The following is a 22612-nucleotide window of genomic DNA, read 5'->3' as shown; positions in this document are numbered from 1 at the left end:
GCGGGACCCGCCCCCCACAGGCAGGTCCCGCCCCGGCCGGGTCCCCGTCCCCGCCGGGGCGGGGGCCCGGCTCGGCGCCGCCCCGGTGCCGGGTCGGGGCGGCGCGGGCGCGTCAGCCGATCTTGGTCAGCTTCGCGGCGAAGCCGCCGTTCTTCGGGACGTCCACCGAGAGCCGCGAGTCCCGTGTGACCTCGTGGGTCTCGGTGACGACCTTGCCGTCCGGACCGTCCTTCCACACCTCGATCCGCCAGCCGCCCTTGCCGAGGAAGCTCAGCGGCTCGTCCAGCGTGCGGGCCGCGCCCGAGGTGATCGCGCCCAGGTACCAGGTGTCGCCGGAGCGGCGGGCCAGGACGGCGCGGTCGCCGGGGTCGCCGTCGACCAGCCGCGTCTCGTCCCACACCGTGGGCACCTGGTTCAGGAACTTCAGCTCCACCGGCCGGCTCTCGTACGACTCGACGCTGTCGGCGAAGTGCTGCACCCCGGACTCGTAGACGACCGAGAGCGCGAGTTCGGCCGCGTCACTCGTGGGCCGCACGCCCGTGAAGGTCACCGGTGTGAAGTCCATGGGCCCGATGAGGTTCCGGGTGAAGGGCAGGGTCGTGTAGTGCGCCGCCGGGAAGGGCTGGCGGCCCGGCTTGGGGCGGGTGCCCTCGGCGCCCTTGACCGCCTCGGTGCTCATCAGTTGCGGCCAGGTCCGCTCCTGGCCGCGCGGGATGGTGGCGCCGTGGAAGTTCAGCATCAGCTCGTTCCGGGCGCTGTCCTTGAAGACCGCGTCGTACCAGCGCATCCGGTCCTGGCCGTCCGACTCCAGGAAGTCGATCTTCAGCCCGGCGATCCCCCAGGACTTCCACAGCGGGAACAGCCGGTCGCGCTCGCTCTGCGCGTCGATGGTCTGCCAGCGGGCCCACAGCCAGACGCCGACGCCCTTCTCCTTGGCGTACGCGGTCAGCTCGGGCATCCAGGAGTCGCTCCAGCCGGAGTCCACCAGGATGTACTCCCAGCCCTCGCGCGCCGCGAAGTCCACGAACTTCTTCTGGGCGTCCAGGCTGGTCGGGCTCTGCCCGTCGGACCACCAGGACCACGCCGCCCGGCCCGGTTTGATCCATGAGGTGTCGGCGACCTTCGAGGGGGCGGCCAGATCGGTCGGCAGATCGCTCTCGGTGACGGTGGCGAGGTCCCCGATGACCATGGTGCGCCAGGGGGTGGTCAGCCCGGGGCCGCTGACCTCGGCGGGGTCGGGGAGGGTGAGCTCGAAGCGGTCGGTGGCGGAGTCGAGGGCGAGCCGGGAACCGCCGTACGAGCTGTTCAGGTCCGCTTCCTCGATCAGCATCCAGCTCTTGCCGATGTGGAAGAGCGACGGATAGCCGTAGTCGCCCGCCTCGGCGTCGGCGACCGTGCCGTGGTCATGGGCGGATTCGTAGTCCTGGCGGCCGTTGTCGTACGGCAGGAGGAAGGAGTCGGCGGACGGCGGGACGGCGAACTCCGAGTGCTCGCCGAGGACCGTGACCGTCCCCTTGTCCGGCACCACATAGCGGTAGGCCAGTCCGTCGGCCGAGACCCGGATGACCACCTTCAGCGTCCGCCCGTCCTTGCGGAAGGTGAAGGTCGACTCGGAGGCGTCGGAGGTGTGGTGGGTGCGGCGGCCGGTGGTGGTCGGGTAGGTCTCGTGGACCTTACGGTCGCTGCGCCCCGCGAACCGCAAGCCCTTGCTGAAATCGGTCTCCGCAGTGCGGATTCCCAGGCCCGACGGCCGCAGCACGGTGGTGCCGCCATGGCGCGCGGACAGCGTAAGACCGCCCTCGTTGCTCAGTCTGAGCTCGCCGCTGACCTGCCCCTCTCCGGTCAGCCGCCAGTCCTGCGCACGACCGTCCGATGCCGCCGCCGCCCGGAGCGGCACCAGCACGGCGGCCGCGCAGGCGAGCGCGGCCACGGCTCTGGTGACCTTTGATCGTGCCGTATGCATCGTTCCTCCTCGTACACCGCACCTCGACGCGGCGCTCGATACATCAGAGCAATCGCCTACCTTGACGCATCATTAGCCCGTTCCTACGCTCCCGTCTAGCCAAATCATCGGATCAATCTGATCGCTTCGAGGACGGGAGATGACGGGATGCCAGTCAGCAGACGTGGGTTCCTGGGCCGGGTGGCGGCGGGTGCGGCCGCGAGCACGGCCGTCGGCGCGGCCCTCCCCGAACAGGAGGCGGCCGCACAGCCACAGCAATCGATGGTCCTGCGGGGCATGCGCACCGACCGGGAGTGGGAGCGCTTTCTGGGCGGCCAGGATCTGATCTGGAAGCGCTTGCCGAGGACCTGGTACGAGGGGCCCTTCCTCGGCAATGGGCTGCTCGGCTCGATGATCTATCAGGAGCCCGGCGAGAACGCGCTGCGGTTCACCATCCACCACAGCGAGGTGCAGGACCACCGGCCCACCGAAGGCGGCAGCGACTGGGGCGTGGCACGGCTTCCGGTCGGCAATCTGCTGCTGCGCCCGGTCGGCGCCATCACCGGCGTCGATCTGCGATTGGATCTGTGGAACGCCGAGCTGCGCGGCACGATCACCACGGACAAGGGGAAGCTGAAGCTCCGCGCCCTGGTGCACAACGACCGCACCATGCTGCTGGCCACCGTCGAGGCGAGCGCCGGCGAGGAGGGCTTCGGCTGGGAGTTCAAGCCGTCACCGGCGGTCAGCCCGCGCATCGTCCGCGAGGATCCGCCGAAGGGCTTCGAGCCCAACCCGGCCCCGGTCACGCGTACCGAGGACGGGCTCGGCATCACTGTCCAGTCGCTGGTGGCGGGCGGGCAGACGGTGAGCGCGTACAGGCAGCGCGGCAGCGGCCGGGAGCGCACGTACTACCTGGCCGTGGCGCACTCCCACCCCGGTACGGACGCGGAGGGCCGGGCCCGGACCACCGTGCGCAAGGCGTCGGCGCTGCCGGTCTCCAGCCTGCGGCGCACCCACTACGAGTGGTGGCACCGCTTCTACCGCAAGAGCTTCATCTCGGTGCCCGACGGGATGCTGCAGAGCTTCTACTGGATCCAGCTCTACAAGCTGGCCTGCGCCGCCCGTGAGCACGCGCCCGTCATGGCCACCACCGGCCCGTGGGTGGAGCCGACCCCCTGGCCCGGCGTGTGGTGGAACCTCAACGTCCAGCTCGAGTACTGGCCGGTCCACGGCTCCAACCACCTGGAGCTGGACGCGATTCCGCGCACCCTCGCCGAGAACACCGATGTGCTCATCGGCGCGCTCAAGCCCGAGTACCGCGCCGACTCGGCCGGGCTGCGCCGCTCCACGGACGCGCAGTGCGAGGACAACGGCACGGTCCCGGTGCCCGGCGTCGGGGACTCCCCCGAGGTCGGCAATCTGCCCTGGGCGCTGCACAACGTCTGGCTGACCTACCGCCACACCATGGACCGGGGCGTGCTGGAGGATGTGCTCTATCCGCTGCTGCGCCGCTCCACCAACTACTACCTGCACTTTCTCACCGAGCAGTCGGACGGCAGGCTGCATCTGCCGAAGACCTTCTCGCCCGAGTACGGCGCGGCCCCGGACTGCACCTACGACCTGGCGCTGCTGCGCTGGTCCTGCCAGACCCTGCTGACGACGGTCGAGTTGCTGGACAAGGACGATCCGCTGGTGCCCAAGTGGCGCGAGGTGCTGGAGAAGCTGGTCGACTATCCGGTGGACGAGAACGGCTTCATGATCGGCACCGGTGTCCCGTTCGCCAAGTCCCACCGCCACTACTCCCATATGCTCTCGGTCTACCCGCTCTACCTGGTCAACTGGGACCAGCAGGAGCACCGGGACCTGATCGCCCGGTCGCTGAAGCACTGGATCAGCTTCGAGGGCGCGCTGCGCGGCTACAGCTTCTCGGGCGCGGCCTCGATCTCGACCCAGATGGGGCGCGGCGATGACGCGCTGACGTATCTGCGGGAGCTGGTGGCGCGGTTCATCCAGCCCAATACCCACTACTACGAGGCGGGTCCGGTGATCGAGACCCCGCTGTCGGGTGCGCAGGCGATCCACGACATGCTCTGCCAGAGCTGGGGCGGGACCATCCGCTTCTTCCCGGGGGTGCCGGGCGAGTGGAAGGACGTCACGCTGCACGACTTCCGTACCGAGGGCGCGTTCCTGGTCAGCGCGGTGCGGGCGGGCGGCAGGACGCGCTGGGTGCGGGTGCGCAGCCTGGCCGGGGAGGCCTGCCGAGTCCGCCATTCGATCGGCGGCCGGGTCGCGGTCGCCGGGGTCGGGGGACCCGCGCCGAAGTGGCGCGACCTGGGGAACGGCGAGATCGAGCTGGAGCTGGACCGGGAGGACGAGGCGGTGATCTATCCGGCGGGCACCCGGCCGGACTTCCGGATCGCCCCGGTCAAGGTCACCACCCCGGCCGAGCCCTGGGGCCTGCCGGAGCTGCCGCAGGCGGGCGCGGTCACCCAGGTCGATCTGACCGGGCACTTCGACAACGACGCCATCACCACCGAGATGTACTACGGGGACGGCGACTTCGACGGTACGGGCCGCACCTATCCGATGGCGCAGTTGCCGCAGACCGGGCAGACCGAGGACGACGGGATCACCTTCGCGTTCACCAACGGCAGCGAGGGCTCCGACAACAACGTGATCGCGGCGGGCCAGAAGGTCGCGGTCCCGGCGGGCAGCTACGCGAAGCTGCACGTGCTGGGCGCGGGCGACACCGGCAATGTGTCCGTGCCCGCCCGGGCCACGTACGCCGACGGCTCCACGGGCACGCCGACCATCCAACTGACGGGCTGGATGTCGGGTCCGGCGTACGGCGAGACGGAGGCGGTGCGGACCAGCCAGATCCACACCCGCACCGGCCCGTTGGGCACCAAGGCCGCGATCTTCCACCAGGTGGTGGAGCTGGACCCGGCCAAGGAGCTGTCGGCGATCACGCTGACCGCCCCCTCGGGCACCGCACGGGCCCATGTCTTCGCGCTCTCGCTGGAGAAGAACGACTGACAAAACACGCATAACCGCATACCCACCGTGACGGCCGCCCTGCTCCAGGGCGGCCGTCATTGCTCATGTGTGCAGCCGAGATGACAACTGAGGGAATTTGTTGGCACGCAGTGTCTTGCGGGGTGGCACGGCGTGCCATACCGTGAGTGGAGTCCGGGCGGCCGGCGCACTGCCAACCTTCGTGCGCCGGCTGTCCCCGCAAACCGCTTTGTGCGCCCGGACAACGCCTGCGTCACCAGGCAATCGGCGCCACCCGCGCCGCATCGAGCACCACCTCCGCCGAACCGACGGCACCGCATCAGCATCACCCGTCACGAGCCCAGCGTTCCCTCAGGCGTCCTTTCTGGACGCTTCGCCGGAGGCACCGATGAACGAGATACTTGACGCGATCCTGGCGTCGGACACAGCACCCGAGGACTTCGCGGCACTGCGCATCCCCGAGTCGTACCGCGCGGTGACCGTGCGCAAGGACGAGGCCGAGATGTTCGCGGGCCTCACCACCCGGGAGAAGGACCCCCGCAAGTCGTTGCACGTGGACGAGGTGCCGGTGCCGGAGCTCGGCCCCGGCGAGGCACTCGTCGCCGTGATGGCCAGCTCGGTCAACTACAACTCCGTGTGGACCTCGATCTTCGAACCGCTGCCGACCTTCGGTTTCCTGGAGCGGTACGGCAAGCTCTCCCCCCTGGCCAAGCGGCACGATCTGCCGTACCACATCATCGGATCCGACCTCGCGGGCGTCGTGCTGCGCACCGGACCCGGTGTGAACGCCTGGCAGCCGGGCGCCGAGGTCGTCGCGCACTGTCTGTCGGTCGAGCTGGAGAGCTCCGACGGCCACAACGACACCATGCTCGACCCCGAGCAGCGCATCTGGGGCTTCGAGACCAACTTCGGCGGGCTCGCCGAGATCGCCCTGGTCAAGTCCAACCAGCTGATGCCCAAGCCCAAGCATCTGAGCTGGGAGGAGGCGGCCGCCCCGGGCCTGGTCAACTCCACCGCCTACCGGCAGCTCGTCTCCCGTAACGGCGCCGGGATGAAGCAGGGCGACAACGTCCTGATCTGGGGCGCGAGCGGCGGGCTCGGCTCCTACGCCACCCAGTTCGCGCTGGCCGGCGGCGCCAACCCGATCTGCGTGGTCTCCTCGTCGCAGAAGGCCGAGATCTGCCGGCGGATGGGCGCCGAGGCGATCATCGACCGCACCGCCGAGGACTACAAGTTCTGGAAGGACGACGGCACCCAGGACCCGCGCGAGTGGAAGCGGTTCGGCAAGAAGATCCGCGAGCTGACCGGCGGCGAGGACGTGGACATCGTCTTCGAGCACCCGGGCCGGGAGACCTTCGGCGCGTCCGTTTATGTCACCCGTAAGGGCGGCACGATCGTCACCTGCGCGTCGACCTCCGGCTACACCCACGAGTACGACAACCGCTACCTGTGGATGCAGCTCAAGCGGATCATCGGCTCGCACTTCGCCAACTACCGCGAGGCGTGGGAGGCCAACCGCCTGATCGCCAAGGGCAAGATCCACCCGACGCTGTCCAAGACCTACCGGCTGGAAGACACCGGACAGGCCGCGCATGACGTCCACCGCAACCTCCACCAGGGCAAGGTCGGCGTGCTGTGCCTGGCCCCCGAGGAGGGCATGGGCGTGCGCGACCAGGCGATGCGCGAGCAGCACATCGACGGCATCAATCTGTTCCGTAACGACTCGTCGGAGCGGACCAACAAGCACAGCCGGGACGACTCCTCGGCGCGGACCAACAAGCACAGCCGTGACGACTCCTCGGCGCGGACCAACAAGCACAGCCGGGACATCTGATGAGTGGCACACCCCGCCCCAAGGACCGGCCCTGGCTGATGCGCACCTACGCCGGGCACTCCACCGCCGAGGCGTCCAACGAGCTGTACCGGCGCAACCTGGCCAAGGGCCAGACCGGGCTTTCGGTCGCCTTCGACCTGCCCACCCAGACCGGCTACGACCCCGACCACATCCTCGCCCGCGGCGAGGTGGGCCGGGTCGGGGTCCCGGTCTCCCATCTGGGCGACATGCGGCGGCTGTTCCAGGAGATCCCCCTGGAGCGGATGAACACCTCCATGACCATCAACGCGACCGCGATGTGGCTGCTGGCGCTGTATCAGGTCGTCGCGGAGGAGCAGGGCCTTGACCAGAGCGCCATCGGCAAGCTCCAGGGGACGACGCAGAACGACATCGTCAAGGAGTACCTCTCGCGCGGTACGCATGTCTTTCCGCCGGGCCCGAGCCTGCGGCTGACCACCGACATGATCGCGTACACGGTGAACCACATCCCCAAGTGGAACCCGATCAACATCTGCAGCTACCACCTGCAGGAGGCCGGGGCCACTCCGGTGCAGGAGATCGCCTTCGCGATGTCCACGGCGATCGCCGTCCTGGACGCGGTGTTCGCCTCCGGCCAGGTTCCCGAGGACCGTAAGGGCGATGTGGTGGCCCGGATCTCCTTCTTCGTGAACGCGGGCGTCCGCTTCATCGAGGAGATGTGCAAGATGCGCGCCTTCGGCCGCATCTGGGACCGGATCACCCGTGAGCGGTACGGCATCGAGAACCCCAAGCACCGCCGGTTCCGCTACGGCGTCCAGGTGAACTCGCTCGGCCTGACCGAGGCCCAGCCGGAGAACAACGTCCAGCGCATCGTCCTGGAGATGCTGGCCGTCACCCTCTCCAAGGACGCCCGCGCCCGCGCCGTCCAGCTCCCGGCCTGGAACGAGGCGCTGGGCCTCCCCCGCCCCTGGGACCAGCAGTGGTCGCTGCGCATCCAGCAGGTCCTCGCCCTGGAGAGCGATCTGCTGGAGTACGACGACATCTTCGAGGGCTCCCATGTGATCGAGTCCAAGGTCGCCGCGCTGGTCGAGGAGACCGAGGCCGAGATCGAGCGGATCGAGAAGATGGGCGGGGCGATGGCCGCCGTCGAGTCCGGCTACCTCAAGGCGCAGCTCGTGGCGTCGCACTCCGAGCGCCGGGCGCGGATCGAGGCGGGCGAAGAGAAGATCATCGGCGTCAACTGCTTCGAGTCCACCGAGCCCAATCCGCTCACCGCCGATCTGGACACCGCGATCATGACGGTGGACCCGGAGAACGAGGCGCGGGTGGTCTCGGCCCTGCACTCCTGGCGCGAGCAGCGCGACGAGGGCCCCGCCCAGGAGGCCCTCACCGCCCTCCGTAAGGCCGCCGCGGGGACCGAGAACCTGATGCCGGCGACCCTGGCCTGCGCCCGCGCGGGCGTGACCACCGGGGAGTGGTCCTGGGCGCTGCGCGACGTCTTCGGCGAGTACCGCGCGCCCACCGGGGTCGGCGGCGCGCCCCTGGCCGTCGCCACGGAGGCGGGCTCCCTGCTGTCCTCCGTCCGCGACAAGGTCGAGAAGACGGCGGCCGAGCTCGGCGGCGGCAGACTGCGGCTGCTGGTCGGCAAGCCCGGTCTGGACGGGCACAGCAATGGCGCCGAGCAGATCGCCGTACGGGCCAGGGACGCCGGTTTCGAGGTGGTCTACCAGGGGATCCGGCTCACCCCCGAGCAGATCGTCTCGGCGGCCGTGGCCGAGGACGTGCACTGCGTCGGGCTGTCCATCCTGTCCGGTTCGCATGCCGAGCTGGTGCCGGACGTCCTGGAGCGGCTGCGCGACGCGGGCGCCCAGGAGATCCCCGTCATCGTCGGCGGGATCATCCCGGCCACGGACGCGGCCGCGCTGCGGGCCGCGGGTGTCGCCGCCGTTTTCACCCCCAAGGACTTCGGTATCACGGAGATCATCGGCCGTATTGTCGATGAGATCCGCGCCGCGAACACGCTTCCCCCTCTGGAGGTTCTCGTATGACCGCCCCCGACCGCGCAGACGCCGCGACCCGTCTGCGCCCTCGCCGCTCCTGCCTGGCCGTCCCCGGCTCCAATCCGCGCTTCCTGGAGAAGGCCCAGGGGCTCGCGGCCGACCAGGTCTTCCTGGACCTGGAGGACGCCTGTGCGCCGCTGGCCAAGGAGGACGCCCGGCACACCATCGTCAAGGCGCTGAACGAGGGCGACTGGACCGGTAAGACCAAGGTGGTGCGGGTCAACGACTGGACCACCCACTGGACGTACCGGGACGTCATCACGGTCGTCGAGGGCGCGGGCCCCAACCTGGACTGCATCATGCTGCCCAAGGTGCAGGACGCCCAGCAGGTGATCGCGCTCGACCTGCTGCTCACCCAGATCGAGAAGACGATGGGCTTCGAGGTCGGGCGGATCGGCATCGAGGCGCAGATCGAGAACGCCAAGGGCCTGGTCAACGTGGACGAGATCGCGGGCGCCTCGTCGCGTCTGGAGACCATCGTCTTCGGCCCGGCCGACTTCATGGCGTCCATCAACATGAAGTCGCTGGTCGTGGGCGAGCAGCCGCCCGGCTATCCGGCGGACGCCTATCACTACATCCTGATGCGGATCCTGATGGCGGCCCGCATGCATGACCTCCAGGCGATCGACGGCCCCTACCTCCAGATCCGGAACGTGGACGGCTTCCGCGAGGTGGCCGGGCGCGCGGCCGCCCTCGGCTACGACGGCAAATGGGTGCTGCACCCCGGCCAGGTGGAGGCGGCCAACGAGGTCTTCTCGCCGTCCCAGGAGGACTACGACCACGCCGAGCTGATCCTGGACGCCTATGACTACTGCACCTCGGCGGAAGGCGGCATGAAGGGCTCGGCGATGCTCGGCGACGAGATGATCGACGAGGCCAGCCGCAAGATGGCCCTGGTCGTCGCGGGCAAGGGCCGTGCGGCCGGGATGACCCGTACGTCCACCTTCCAGCCCCCGGAGGCATGAGCCATGCAGTTCGGCCGTACCTATGAGGAGTTCACGGTGGGCGACGTCTACCGGCACTGGCCGGGGAAGACGGTCACCGAGTACGACGACCACCTTTTCTGTCTGCTCACCATGAACCACCACCCGCTGCACATGGACAGCAACTACGCCGAGAAGACGACCGATTTCGGCAAGAACGTGGTGGTCGGGAACTACATCTACTCACTGCTCCTGGGGATGTCCGTCCCCGATGTCTCCGGAAAGGCCATCGCCAATCTGGAGGTCGAGTCGCTACGGCATGTCGCGCCCACCTTCCACGGCGACACGATCTACGGCGAGACGACGGTCCTCGACAAGACGCCGTCGAAGTCCAAGACGGACCGGGGCATCGTGCAGGTGGAGACCAAGGGCTACAAGCAGGACGGCACCCTGGTCTGCATCTTCCGGCGCAAGGTGATGGTGCCGACCGCCACGTACATCAAGGAACGGGGCGGCGAGCAGCCGGGCCGCCCGGAGCTGGGAGAGCAGTGATATGAGCCGCCTGGCGCAGACCGAGGGCCTGACCGACATCCAGCGGGAGATTCTCTCCACGGTCAGGGATTTTGTCGACAAGGAGATCCTGCCGGTCGCGACGGAACTGGAACATCGCGATGAATATCCGACCGCGATCGTCGAAGGGCTGAAGGAGCTCGGCGTCTTCGGGCTGATGATCCCGGAGGAATACGGCGGTCTGGGCGAGTCACTGCTCACCTACGCGCTGTGCGTGGAGGAGATCGCACGCGGCTGGATGAGCGTCTCGGGCATCATCAACACCCACTTCATCGTGGCGTACATGCTCAAGCAGCACGGCACCGAGGAACAGAAGGAGTATTTCCTTCCCAAGATGGCGCTGGGCGAGATCCGGGGCGCCTTCTCGATGTCGGAGCCGGGGCTGGGCTCGGATGTGTCGGCGATCACCAGCAAGGCTGTGCGGGACGGCGACGAGTACGTCCTGAACGGGCAGAAGATGTGGCTGACCAACGGCGCCACCTCCACTCTGGTGGCGGTCCTGTGCCGGACCGGTGACGCCCAGGAGGGGGTCGCGCCGCACAAGGCGATGACCACCTTCCTGATCGAGAAGGAGCCGGGCTTCGGCGAGGTCCGGCCCGGTCTGACCATCCCCGGCAAGATCGACAAGATGGGCTACAAGGGTGTCGACACCACCGAGCTCATCATGGACGGACTGCGCATTCCGGCCGATCGGGTGCTCGGCGGGATGCCGAACCGAGGTTTTTACCAAATGATGGACGGAGTCGAGGTCGGCCGGGTGAATGTCGCCGCCCGCGGCTGTGGTGTGGCGCGGCGCGCATTCGAGCTTGGCGTTGCATACGCACAGCAGCGGCATACCTTCGGTAAGCCGATCGCGCAGCACCAGGCCATCCAGTTCAAACTGGCCGAAATGGGAACAAAGGTCGAGGCGTCCCATGCGATGATGGTCAATGCGGCCCGGAAGAAGGATTCGGGCGCGCGCAACGACCTCGAAGCGGGAATGGCCAAGTACCTCGCCTCGGAGTACTGCAAAGAGGTCGTGGAGGACGCCTTCCGCATCCACGGCGGGTACGGCTTCTCCAAGGAATACGAGATCGAGCGCCTCTACCGCGAGGCACCGATGCTTCTCATCGGCGAAGGTACCGCCGAGATTCAGAAAATGATTATTGGACGGAGGCTCCTGGAGGAATACCGAGCCCAAGACTGAACGTCCCTTTTGGGGTGGTATCCGAGAGAAGAAGGTCACACCGCGCCGAGGGTCTTCGGTCACTGACCAGCCACCGACAGGCCCCGGCGCTTGCCCAGTTACCGCTCGCAACCGATACCATCCGGTAAAGCCGCCGTCCCCAGTCTTGCGTCGCGGCATCCTCCGCTACGAAGGTCATCCATGCCCCACAGCCAATCCTCTGCACAACGCGACAGCCCGGTCGGTGTACGCCTCGCGCGCGGAGCATCGCCGTGGCTCCTGCCGACCGTCGCCACCGCGGCGGTCAGTCTTGCCCGGGCCCGCCGCTCCGGACGCTGGGCGGCGGTCGCCGTGCCCGCCACCGCGCTCGCGGCGGGCATGCTGTGGTTCTTCCGCGACCCCGAGAGAGAGATCACGCACGGCCGTGTGATCTCCCCGGCCGACGGCGTGGTGCAGAGCATCATGCCGTGGAAGGACGGGCGCACCCGCGTCGCCATCTTCATGAGCCCGCTCAATGTCCACGTCAACCGCGCCCCGCTGGCCGGCACGGTGACCTCCGTGGAGCACATCCCCGGCGGCTTCGTTCCCGCGTTCAACAAGGAGAGCGAGAACAACGAGCGGGTCGTCTGGCACTTCGACACCGAGCTCGGCGACATCGAGATGGTCCAGATCGCCGGTGCGGTCGCCCGGCGTATCGTGCCCTATGTGCCACAGGGCACGAAGGTCGAGCAGGGTGAGCGGATCGGTCTCATCCGCTTCGGCTCGCGGGTCGACATCTACCTTCCCGAGGGTGTCGATATCGCGGTCGAGGTCGGCCAGGCCACCACCGCGGGGGTGACACGCCTTGACCGTGATTGATCCCGACACACAGGCCGCCTGGGTCCCCGAGGCCGAGGTGGACGCCGTCGACGAGACGGACGACATGCCGCTGTCGACGCGACTGTCGATAGCCGACACGCTGACCCTGGGCAACGCCACCTGTGGCTTCCTGGCGGTCTACTTCACCACCACCGGCGTCCTCATCCCGCACCTGACGGGCAGCGAGGACGGCGGGATGGCCCGGCACAGCGCGGCGTCGGCCGTCATGCTGATGCTGCTCGCCTCCGTCTTCGACCTCTTCGACGGACTGGTCGCGCGGAAGCTGCGCAGCTCGGCGATGGGCGCGGAGCTGGACAACCTCTCCGACCTGATCAGCTTCGGCCTGGCCCCCGCGTACTTCGTCCTCGTCTGGGGCATGGTCTCCGACGACGCGTATCAGCGGGTCTCGGTGGTGGGCGCGATCGTGGTGCTGCTGGCGGTGGTGCTACGGCTTGCCAGATTCTCCTGTGTCACGCTGCGTGACGGCGTCTTCCAGGGCATGCCGAGCCCCTTCGGCGCCCTGACGGTGGTCTCGGTGGTCCTGCTGGGCCTGCCGTTCGTGCCGACGCTGCTCGCGATCATCGGCGTCGCCTGGCTGATGGTGAGCCGGGTGGAGTACCCCAAGCCGCGCGGCCGGCTCGCGGTGGCCATGCTCGGCTGGATCGTCACCAGCATGGCGCTGCTGGCAGCCTGGGCCTTCGAGGCCCCCGGCGGCGAGCTGCTGCTCCAGTCGGCCTGCGCCCTGCAGGTCGTCATGGGCGCGGTGATCCCCCTCTTCGCCACGGCCCGCCGGGTGAACGCTTTCCGCGACAACCGCCGCGAGGCGAGGGCAGCGCAGCTGCCGTAGCGGCCTTCGGCCGCACCTGCCGGATGGGGTGGGCCCGAGCTTTGCGCTCGGGCCCACCCCATTCGCCGTTCCCGGTGCGTTGCGCTCCGCGGCGGGAGCTTGCGGCTCGAGGCCGGGTGGGCCGACGCGGCCCGGGGGCCGTGGCCGGCGGGCGCGTGGCGCTCCCGGCGGCGGCTTGGGCGGCGCGGACGCTCGCCGCGCAGGCCGCGGGTGCCGGGAGCTGTTCCCCACCCCGCGTCCGCCGCGTCGCCTGCCGGGGCTGTTCCCCACCCCGCCCCTTCCCGAACCCGGGGGCAAGCCCCCGGACCCCCGGGCCGCACCCCCGCCCCCATCGGGGCAAGCCCCGCCGCCTACCGTGTCCCCGGTACGGGCCCCAGGACACCGCCCCAGTCGAGGGCCCAAAGGCACGAACTTGGTACGGGCCCAGGGCACGGCCCCAGTCGAGGCCCGCGGGCACAGCCCCCGTGGGGGTCCGGGGCGCAGCCCCGTTGGGGCCCGGGGGCTTGCCCCCGGTTCCGGAAGGGGCGGGGTGGGGAACAACCCCCGCCGGGCATCCGGCCGGACGCCGGGCTGATGGGCCGAGGACATCGCAGGGCCGAGACGCGGGCCCGGCAGCTACGGCCAGAGCCGGTACAGCGCCCAGGCCCCAAGGCGAGGCCAGGGGCACAGCCCCAGACGGGCGTCCAGGGGCGCAGCCCCGGTGAGGCCCCGGGCCCAGCCCCGGTGAGGCCCCGGGCCCAGCCCCGGTGAGGCCCCGGGCCCAGCCCCGGTGAGGCCCCGGGCCCAGCCCCGGTGAGGCCCCGGGCCCAGCCCCGGTGAGGCCCCGGGCCCAGCCCCGGTGAGGCCCCGGGCGCAGCCCCGGTGAGGCCCCGGGCGCAGCCCCGGTGGGGCCGGAGGCTTCCCCCGGTTCGGGGGTGGGGCGGGGTGGGGAAGGGCCCCCGGTGGCCCAGCCCGGGGTCAGGTCAGGAAGTCTGCCGCCAGGCGTTCTGCGGCGCGTTCCAGGAGGGGGCCGGCCTCGGCGATGCAGCGGGCCGGGTCCGGCTCCAGGTCGGTGAGGGGGTAGGCGCGGCGGATGCCCGCGTTGCCCAGGGCCACCGGGGCGAGGGCCAGACGGCCGCAGACCGCGACCACCTCGATGCCCCGCGCCCGGGCCGCCGCCGCGACGCCCGCCGGGGCCTTGCCGTGCAGGGTCTGCTCGTCCAGCGAGCCCTCCCCCGTGATCACCAGGTCCGTGCCCTCCAGCGCGGCGGGGAAGCCGAGGACGTCGAGCATCACCTCGATGCCGGGGCGGAAGGCCGCGCCCAGGCCGACGAGGGCGCCGAAGCCGATGCCGCCCGCCGCGCCCGCGCCGGGCGCGAGGGCGTCCTCGGCGGCCGAGGCCCCGACCGCGCGCTCCAGGACGCGTACGTAGTGGGCGAGGGCGGCGTCCAGGGCCGCCACATCGTCCTCGCCCGCGCCCTTCTGCGGGCCGTAGACCGCCGCCGCGCCCTTCGGGCCGGTCAGGGGGTTGTCGACATCGCTGGCCAGGACGGTCTCGGTGTCGGCCAGGCGCGGGTCGAGGCCGGACAGATCGGCCGTGGCGAGGTCGCGCAGCGGGCCTCCGCCCGGTGCCACGGGCGTACCGTCCTCGCGCAGGAAGCGCGCGCCGAGCGCGCTGAGCATCCCGGCGCCGCCGTCCGTCGTGGCGCTGCCGCCGACGCCGAAGACGATCGTGCGGGCGCCCGCGTCGAGCGCCGCGCGCAGCAGCTCGCCGCTGCCGTACGTGGTCGCGGTGAGCGGTGCGAACACCCCGGCCGGCAGATGGCGCAGCCCTGACGCCTCGGCCATCTCCACCACGGCCGTGGTCCCGCGCAGCGCGTAGGCCGCCGTCACCGGTGCGCCCAGCGGCCCGGTGACCTGCGCCTCGCGCCGTTCGAACCCGGCCGCGACCGCCGCGTCCACCGTGCCGTCCCCGCCGTCGGCGACGGGCAGCGCCGCGATCCGCAGTCCCTCGCCGCCGTGGGGCGCGCCGCGGCGCAGCCCCGCCGTGACGCGCTCGGCGACCTCCACCGCCGTGAGCGAGCCCTTGAACTTGTCCGCGGCGATCAGTACGCGCTTCGGACGCGTCGCCTGCCCCTCCGCCCACGTCTTGGTCTCTGGTTTGGTGTCTGTGTCTGTCTCTGTCGCTGTCTCTGCGTCTGCCGCGGCCTCTGCTCTCGAAGCGCCCGTAGCGCCCGAAGTCTCCGTCGAAGCGTCCGTCACCTTGGTAACTCCTCGCATTCGCACAGGCGGTCGCGCCGCTGTGACCCTATCCGGCGCGGGCTCACCGGTACACCCACCTCATATGGGTACACCTGACCCATGGCCCTCAGCGGGAGCGCACTCGCGGACCGGATCCACGGCGGCTGGCTCGGCCGGATCGCCGGGAACATGCTCGGCAAGCCCATCGAAGACGGCAACCACTGGACCCGCGACCGGATCGACCGGTATCTGCGCCGCGCCGACGCCCTGCCGCTGACCGGCTACCTCCCCGCGCTGGAGCCGCCGCCCGACCCGGTGGAGTTCGCGCTGCGCCCCGAGTGGCAGAGCTGCGTCCGCGGCCGGATCCACGGCAGTTGCCGCGACGACGACGTGGATTACTCCGTCCTCGGCCTGCACCTGCTGGAGACCCACGGCCCCGGCTTCACCACCGAGCAGGTCGGCGAGGTGTGGCTGCTGCGGCTGCCGTATCTGCAGACCTTCACCGCCGAGCGGGCCGCCTACCGCAACCTCACGGCCGGGGTGAGGCCGCCGCTCAGCGCGACCCTCGACAACCCCTACCAGGAGTGGATCGGCGCCCTGATCCGCGCCGACGTCCACGGTTGGGTCAACCCCGGCGATCCGCACCGGGCCGCCGCGATGGCCCGCCGGGACGCCGTCCTCTCCCACACCGGCAACGGGGTGTACGGGGCGATGTGGGCGGCCGCGCTGATCGCGGCCGCGTTCACGGCGGACGGTCCGCGCGCCGCCGTCGCGAGCGCCCTGGACCGGATCCCGCCGCGCTGCCGACTGGCCCGTACGGTGCGCCGGGCCGCGTCCCTGCACGACGCGGGCGTGGCGTGGGCGGACACGCTCGCCCAGTTGGAGCGGGAGACCGCCGGGCTGCCCTGGATCCATGTGGTCCCCAACGCCGCCGTTCTTACGGCCGGACTGCTCTACGGCGCGGGCGACTTCACGAAGACGATCGCCCTGACGGTGCGCGGCGGCCTGGACACCGACTCCAACGGCGCCACGGCCGGGTCGGTCGCGGGGGTGCTGTGCGGCGCGGCGGCCATCCCGCCGCAGTGGACCGAGCCGCTGGAGGACCGGGTGCGCAGCGCCGTCTTCGGCTTCGACGGCGCCCGCATCAGCGACCTGGCGGCCCGTACCCACCGGCTGGCGGTCGCGGCGGAGCGCTAGCCGGTCTCAGTCGGCCCGATGACGGTGTGGGCCGCCCGGATCGGCGATCCGGTCGAGCCACTCCCGCAGGAGGCCCCGTTCGGACGTACCGAACCTGCCCGGGCCCGCTCGCCCCCACTCTCCCCGTCCGCCGCGTCCGTCCCGGTGTCGGACGGACTTCACCCGGCCGGGGAAAGGCGGTCGCCGTCGGCCGTGCGGCGTGCGTACGCTCGCCGCATGAGCAGCGAGACAACGCACCGGCCGCTGGTGGCGATCCTGAGCGGGGCGGGCATCTCCACCGACTCCGGCATCCCCGACTACCGCGGTCCGCAGGGTCTTTGGCGGCGCGACCCCGAGGCCGAGAAGCTCGTGACGTACGAGTACTACATGACCGACCCGGAGATCCGGCGCCGCTCCTGGCAGATGCGGCGCGACAGCGAGACGCTGCGCGCCCGGCCCAACGGGGCGCATGAGGCCGTCACCCGGCTGGAGCGCTCGGGGGTGCCGGTGCGGGTGATCACCCAGAACGTGGACGGGCTGCACCAGATCGCCGGGATGCCCACGCGCAAGGTGCTCGAACTGCACGGCACCGCGCGGGCCGTGCTGTGCACCCACTGCGAGGCGCGGTCCGGGATGGAGGAGGCGCTGGAGCGGGTCGCGGCGGGTGATCCGGATCCGGCGTGCCGGGAGTGCGGCGGGATCCTGAAGTCGGCCACGGTGATGTTCGGGGAGAGTCTCGATCCGGAGGTGCTGACCGAGGCGGTCGCGGTGGCGCAGGCGTGCGAGATCTTCATCGCGGTCGGCACCAGCCTCCAGGTCCAGCCCGCGGCCTCGCTCGCCGGGCTGGCCGCCGAGCACGGCGCCCGGCTGATCATCGTCAACGCCGAGCCGACGCCGTACGACGAGCTCGCGGACGAGGTCGTCCGCGAGCCCATCAGTACGGCGCTGCCCGCCGTGCTGGACCGCGTTGCCGCAGGCGGCGGGGGCGGCGGCGGCTGAGCACCGGGCCCGAAAGGCGTTCAGAAGAGGCCGGGCAGTTGCTGCCGCGCCTCGAACTCCAGCAGCCGCCGCTTGCGGTCCAGGCCGCCGCCGTAGCCGGTGAGGCTGCCGCTGGAGCCGACGACGCGGTGGCAGGGGACGATGATGCCGACCGGGTTCTTGCCGTTCGCCAGGCCCACGGCACGGGACGCGGTCGGCTGCCCGATGTGGTCGGCCAACTGCCCGTACGACCACGTCCCGCCGTACGGGATGCGCCGCAGCTCGGCCCAGACGCGCCGCTGGAAGGGCGTGCCGTCCAGGTGCAGCGGCAGGTCGAACGCGGTCAACTCGCCCTCGAAGTAGGCCGCGAGCTGGCGGACGGTCTCGGCGAAGGGGGCGTCGTCGGGGCCGCCGGGCGCGCCGAAGGTCTCCTCGGGCGGGCGGTGGCGTTGCTCGACCATGTAGAGGCCGGACAGTTGCGGGCCGGTGGCCACGAGGGTGAGGGGGCCGTAGGGGCTGTCTACGACGGTGTGGGTGCGATGCACGAAGTTCCTCTCGGGTGCGGGTTGGGCGGCTTCCCCGGGTGGCGGGCCACCGTCTCGTCGCCGGGTGCGGGCCGGTGGCCGGTTTGTGCCCACCCGTCCCTCCCCCAGCTACCGCTGGGAGGCCCCCCTGCGGGACGATTGCCCACAAACCGGTTCGTCGCCCAGCCGGTTTCCACCGTTTCGTTGCCGGGTGCGGCCCGGCGGGCCATCACGCCGCGGGCAGGCGGTTGATGGCGTGGGCGGCATCCGTCGCCCAGAGGTGCTGGACGGCGTACGCGCGCCAGGGGCGCCAGCGTGCCGAGTGGCGGGTGAGGGCGCCGGGCGTGGCGGGCAGTCCCAGTTCGGCGGCGGCGCGCCGCACCCCGAGGTCGGTCGGGACGAAGGCGTCCGGGTCGCCGAGGGCGCGCATCGCGATCACCTCGACGGTCCAGGGGCCGAGCCCCGGCAGCGTGCCCAGGGCCGCGCGGGCGTCGTCCCAGTCGCTGCCGACGCCGAGTGCGACCCGGCCCTCGGCGAGCGCGCCGACCAGCCCGGTGAGGGTGGCGCGGCGGGTGCGGGGCATGGCCAGCGTCTCGGGGTCCAGCCCGGCGAGGGCCTGGACGGACGGGAAGAGGTGGGTCAGGCCGCCCCCCGGGTCCTCCACCGGCTCGCCGTGCGCCGCCACCAGCCGCCCGGCGTGGGTGCGGGCGGCGGCCGTGGACACCTGCTGGCCGAGCACGGCGCGCACCGCGAACTCGTCCGCGTCCACCGCGCGCGGCACCCGCCGCCCCGGGGCCTTGTCGACCAGCGGCGCCAGTTGAAGGTCCGTACGCAGCAGGTCGTCCACGGCGGTCGGGTCCGCGTCGAGGTCCAGCAGCCGTCGGCAGCGGCTGATCGCCCCGGCCAGGTCGCGGAGGTCGGCAAGCGAGAGCTGGCAGGCGATGTGGTCCGGCCGTGGGCTCAGGGTGACCACCCCGGGCCCGTACGGCAGCCGCAGCGTCCGCCGGTAGGCGCCGTCGCGCCACTCCTCGACTCCGGGGACGGCGGTGGCGGCCAGATGCCCGAAGAGGTTGTCCGGGCACAGCGGCGCCCGGAACGGCAGCCGCAGGGTGAGCGCCCCCGGCACGCTGGTGCGCGGCCCGCGGGTGGCCCGCTGCCGCAGCTCGGTCGGGGAGAGCGCGAAGACCTCCCGTACGGTCTCGTTGAACGCGCGGACGCTGGCGAACCCGGCCGCGAAGGCGATGTCCGCCATCGGGAGCGCGCTGGTCTCGATGAGCAGCCGCGCGGTCTGTGCCCGCTGCGCCCTGGCCAGCGCGAGCGGGCCCGCGCCGAGCTCGGCGAGCAACTGCCGCTCGACCTGCCGGGTGCTGTATCCCAGCCGGGCCGCCAGCCCCGGCACCCCGTCCCGGTCCACCACGCCGTCGGCGATCAGCCGCATGGCCCGCGCGACGAGGTCGGCGCGCTCGTTCCACTGCGGCGATCCGGGGCTGGCGTCCGGACGGCACCGCTTGCAGGCCCGGAACCCGGCCTGCTGGGCGGCCGCGGCGCTGGGGTGGAAACGCATGTTCTCGGCCTTGGGCCCGACGACCGGACAGCTCGGCCGACAGTAGATCCCGGTGGTCACGACGGCGACGAAGAACCACCCGTCGAAGCGGGCGTCCTTCGCCTGTGCGGCGCGGAGACAGCGGTCGGTGTCGGTGTGCATGGGTCCAGCATCCGTCAGCGGGGCGGGTCCGTTCTCGCGGGAATCCGACGTTGACCTCACCGGGCGACGCCCGCCCGCCTCGCCCCGCGCCATGTCCCCGTTCCGGCGGTGTTTGGTGCGAAGGGGCAGACCGGGGGCCTGATGATCGGCATGATGAGGAATGTGACGGAACACCGTGAGATACCCCTGGCGAACGGCACCACCGTACGGCTGGAACTGGCCCCCGTAGGGGACGCCTCTCTCGAGGACGCGTACGGCGGCGTCGGTGGCGTGACCCCGGTGGGGCGCGGTGCGCAGGCCGCGGTCACGCTCGCCAACGCCAGCCTGAACGTCATCCTCCAAGGGCTGGGGTCGGTGCTGGAGGATGTGCACGACGCCGTCCGCTCGACTCCCCATCCGCCCCAGGAGTTCACCGTGCAGTTCGGGGTGCAGGTCGGCCAGGACCTCAAACTCGGCATCGTGGGCGCCAATGGGAACGCCAACTTGACGCTCTCGGCCACCTGGAGGCCGTCGGAGCGGCCCGAGCCGACGGTGCCGCCGCAGCCGCCACAGCCGTCCCGGCCCGGCCCCTCGGCCTGAGCCATGGGGTGGTTCCACGCGCACGGGTCCTTGTCGCGGCCCGCCGTATCCATTCTCGCCAAGGCCGACGGAAGACCGGCGGGCGCGGGCGTCCTGCTGCCCCGCCGCCATCTGCTGACCTGCGCTCATGTGGTCAACAGCGCCCTTGGAAAGGACAGGCTGGCCCCGGATCACCCGGGCCCGGTCGCCGTTCCCGTAAGGCTCCACGGACCGGAGCACACCGTCGAGGCCGAGGCCGAGCTGGCGGTCTGGATACCGCCCCGGACGGACGACGGCGGCCTGGGCGCCTTCGAGTGGAACGGCGACCTCGCCGTACTGCGGCTGTCCGCGGCCCTGCCGCCCGCGATCGAGCCACCGCGCTGGCACCCGATGGCCCAGCGGCAGCTCGTACGGGCCTGGCACGGCAGCGGTGAGCCGGGGGTCTTCGCCGATGCCGAAGTGAGCGAATGCGACGGGCGGTTCGGCTACTTCGACGGAGCCGAGCGCGCCCTGGACATCGAACCCGCCTACAGCGGCGGCCCGTTGTGGTCCAACGAGGAGGGCGCCGTCGTCGGGCTCGTGACGGCGAAGCTCCGCATCCAGGGGACGCTGCGCCGCGCCTGGGGAATCCCCTGGCAGCGCGTGGCGCGGGAGCTGCACGACGCCGGGGCGGGCCATCTGCTGCCCCGGCAGCCCGAGGAGGACGTACGCGACCACCCGGGCTACGCGGAGCTCGTCTCCCTGCTGGACGGGCCGTTGCCGCGGTCCGAGGGCTGGATACGCTCCTGCCGGACGGTCGCCCGGCAGTGCGGCCTCGGCCATCGTGCGGACGGCGTGCCCTCCGCCGACGAGTTCGCCCATCTGCTGCTCACCCGGGGGCGTGCCCTGCCCGCGCTGGTCGAGGCGGTGCGCGGCACGGCGGGCACGGCGGGCACGGCGGCCGACGACCTCCTCGCGATCGGACGCCGTTGCGGTCTGCCCAAGCTGCTCTCGCCGGGTGAGCACGAGCGGCTGCTGGTGCTGCTGCGCGCCCTGCCCACGGCCGCCGCGGCGGGTGTCCCCGGGGCCGTACGGGCGGCGCTGCCGCTGGCGGCCCTGCCCGCGGCGCTGCTCACCGGCGGTGACGGCGGACATGGCGGTGACGGCGGCCACTGTGATGAGGGCAGGAACAGCACCGGCCCCGCCGGGCGGTTCGAGGCTCTGATCGCCCATCTGGAGGGGCTGCACGGCGACAGCTCGCCGATCGACGACGGGGTCATGGCCGTGCCGGGGCTGCTGCGCGCCGTGGAGTTCGTGGCCGCCGGGTGCTGTCCGGCGGACCAGCGCACCCCGCTGCGGCGGTGGAACGCGGCGGTCGCCCGCCGCCTCGGCGTCCATGACGCCGCCATGACCGAACGCCGCCTCGAGGCCGAGCAGTGGGCACAGAGCGCCTCCCGGGGCTCCGCGCCCCGCGTCGTGGCGAAGCTGGACCTCTGCGGGGCTCCATCGGGTGGCACGTCGGCGACGGCGCGGGAGGAGCCGGAGCGGTACCGGCTGCGGCTGTGGTGCGACGACGGGGACGGGCTGCGCCAGGTGTCGGACGACAGTGAACGGCCGCGCGGCGCCGAGGAGGTGGCCCAGGAGATCTTCGCCGCCGTGGGCTCGCTGCGCCGACCCGACCCCTCGGGGCCACGGCCCGTCATCGAACTGATCGTGGACCGGGACGCCCTGGAGGTGCCCGTGGACCGCTGGAAGGCCGCGGGCCCGGGCGCGGTGCTCCCCATGCGGCTCGGCACTCCGTACCCCCTGGTCGTCAACTGCCCCGAGCTGCGGGAGCTGAACGGCGGCACCATGCTCGACCAGTGGCGGGAGCGCTGGGTCCGGCTGGACGCCGAGGAGCCCGTGCACATCGACGACGCCACGGCCCCGGACCCGGAGGCGGTGTGCGGGCTGGTCATGGAGCGGCTCACCGCCCGGGTCACCATCGATGTGGCGGCCCACCGGCGCACCGGTGTGGTGCAGATGTGTCTCGCCGCGGGTATTCCGGTGGTGCTGTGGGACCGGAGCGGGGAGGCGGGATCCCCGGCCGTGCGCCACGCGGCGGGGGTGAGCACCCGTGAACTGCCCGAAGCGGTACGGACCTACCGCACGAAAACCCTGCAGAGACCCGAGGAGTACAGCGGGCGGCCGGTGCTCGCCTGGGCCGACGCCGGACGGGCGCTGCCACGGCTGGACCTCGCGGACCCGACGGAGTGACGGTGGGGCGCGGTGGCCGTGCT

General features: G+C 71.5%; 16 protein-coding genes. 12 read left to right on the top strand and 4 right to left on the bottom strand.

Annotated elements, in window-relative coordinates; translation table 11 throughout:
- Positions 1–112 precede the first annotated feature (112 nt).
- Positions 113–1963 carry a glycoside hydrolase family 97 protein gene (locus tag STRVI_RS11035; protein ID WP_014055728.1) on the bottom strand — a complete coding sequence of 617 codons (1851 nt, stop codon included), beginning with the start codon at positions 1961–1963 and terminating at the stop codon, positions 113–115.
- Positions 1964–2110: 147 nt separating this feature from the next.
- Here STRVI_RS11035 and STRVI_RS11030 point away from each other — a divergent pair, with 147 nt between their 5' ends.
- From STRVI_RS11030 to pssA, 8 genes are all read left to right on the top strand, one after another.
- Positions 2111–4978, top strand: a complete 2868-nt coding sequence (locus STRVI_RS11030) for a glycosyl hydrolase family 95 catalytic domain-containing protein (RefSeq protein WP_014055727.1) — start codon at positions 2111–2113, stop codon at positions 4976–4978.
- A gap of 367 nt (positions 4979–5345) precedes the next feature.
- On the top strand, positions 5346–6791 hold the full coding sequence (gene ccrA / locus STRVI_RS11025) for a crotonyl-CoA carboxylase/reductase (RefSeq protein ID WP_014055726.1): 1446 nt from the start codon (positions 5346–5348) through the stop codon (positions 6789–6791).
- Positions 6791–8818 carry a protein meaA gene (locus STRVI_RS11020; RefSeq protein ID WP_014055725.1) on the top strand — a complete coding sequence of 676 codons (2028 nt, stop codon included), beginning with the start codon at positions 6791–6793 and terminating at the stop codon, positions 8816–8818. Before ccrA ends, STRVI_RS11020 begins: the two co-directional genes overlap by 1 nt.
- Positions 8815–9795, top strand: coding sequence for an HpcH/HpaI aldolase/citrate lyase family protein (locus STRVI_RS11015; RefSeq protein ID WP_014055724.1), 981 nt, complete (start codon positions 8815–8817; stop codon positions 9793–9795). Before STRVI_RS11020 ends, STRVI_RS11015 begins: the two co-directional genes overlap by 4 nt.
- 3 nt (positions 9796–9798) lie before the next feature.
- The gene (locus STRVI_RS11010; protein WP_014055723.1) at positions 9799–10305 is read left to right on the top strand and encodes a MaoC family dehydratase; all 507 of its coding nucleotides are present in this window, start codon (positions 9799–9801) and stop codon (positions 10303–10305) included.
- 1 nt (position 10306) lies between these two features.
- Entirely contained in the window at positions 10307–11509 is a 1203-nt protein-coding gene (locus STRVI_RS11005) for an acyl-CoA dehydrogenase family protein (RefSeq protein WP_014055722.1), read from the top strand.
- Positions 11510–11689: 180 nt separating this feature from the next.
- A complete protein-coding gene (locus STRVI_RS11000; protein ID WP_014055721.1) occupies positions 11690–12346 on the top strand; it encodes a phosphatidylserine decarboxylase in 657 nt (218 codons plus the stop codon).
- Entirely contained in the window at positions 12333–13193 is an 861-nt protein-coding gene (gene pssA, locus STRVI_RS10995; RefSeq protein ID WP_014055720.1) for a CDP-diacylglycerol--serine O-phosphatidyltransferase, read from the top strand. The genes STRVI_RS11000 and pssA overlap by 14 nt, the downstream gene beginning before the upstream one ends.
- Positions 13194–14150: 957 nt before the next feature.
- On the opposite strand, the gene STRVI_RS10990 is transcribed toward pssA, so the two are convergent.
- Entirely contained in the window at positions 14151–15434 is a 1284-nt protein-coding gene (locus STRVI_RS10990; RefSeq protein ID WP_014055719.1) for a glycerate kinase, read from the bottom strand.
- A gap of 99 nt (positions 15435–15533) precedes the next feature.
- Between STRVI_RS10990 and STRVI_RS10985 the strand changes: the two genes are divergently transcribed.
- On the top strand, positions 15534–16610 hold the full coding sequence (locus tag STRVI_RS10985) for an ADP-ribosylglycohydrolase family protein (protein ID WP_014055718.1): 1077 nt from the start codon (positions 15534–15536) through the stop codon (positions 16608–16610).
- Positions 16611–16826: 216 nt separating this feature from the next.
- Entirely contained in the window at positions 16827–17588 is a 762-nt protein-coding gene (locus STRVI_RS10980) for an SIR2 family NAD-dependent protein deacylase (protein ID WP_043238473.1), read from the top strand.
- 20 nt (positions 17589–17608) lie between these two features.
- On the opposite strand, the gene STRVI_RS10975 is transcribed toward STRVI_RS10980, so the two are convergent.
- Positions 17609–18112, bottom strand: a complete 504-nt coding sequence (locus STRVI_RS10975) for a methylated-DNA--[protein]-cysteine S-methyltransferase (RefSeq protein ID WP_014055716.1) — start codon at positions 18110–18112, stop codon at positions 17609–17611.
- 208 nt (positions 18113–18320) lie between these two features.
- Positions 18321–19796, bottom strand: a complete 1476-nt coding sequence (locus STRVI_RS10970; protein ID WP_014055715.1) for a DNA-3-methyladenine glycosylase 2 family protein — start codon at positions 19794–19796, stop codon at positions 18321–18323.
- Between the two features lie 153 nt (positions 19797–19949).
- On the opposite strand from STRVI_RS10970, the gene STRVI_RS10965 reads away from it, so the two are divergent.
- Both STRVI_RS10965 and STRVI_RS10960 read left to right on the top strand, forming a co-directional pair.
- A complete protein-coding gene (locus STRVI_RS10965) occupies positions 19950–20375 on the top strand; it encodes a CU044_2847 family protein (RefSeq protein WP_435532581.1) in 426 nt (141 codons plus the stop codon).
- A gap of 3 nt (positions 20376–20378) precedes the next feature.
- Positions 20379–22589 (top strand): trypsin-like peptidase domain-containing protein, encoded by a 2211-nt coding sequence (locus tag STRVI_RS10960; protein WP_014055713.1) that lies wholly within the window; start codon positions 20379–20381, stop codon positions 22587–22589.
- Positions 22590–22612: the final 23 nt, after the last annotated feature.

The sequence above is a fragment of the Streptomyces violaceusniger Tu 4113 genome, from assembly GCF_000147815.2.
In the GTDB taxonomy this organism is placed as follows: domain Bacteria; phylum Actinomycetota; class Actinomycetes; order Streptomycetales; family Streptomycetaceae; genus Streptomyces; species Streptomyces violaceusniger_A.
This window is presented reverse-complemented; position numbering and strand designations above follow the sequence as displayed.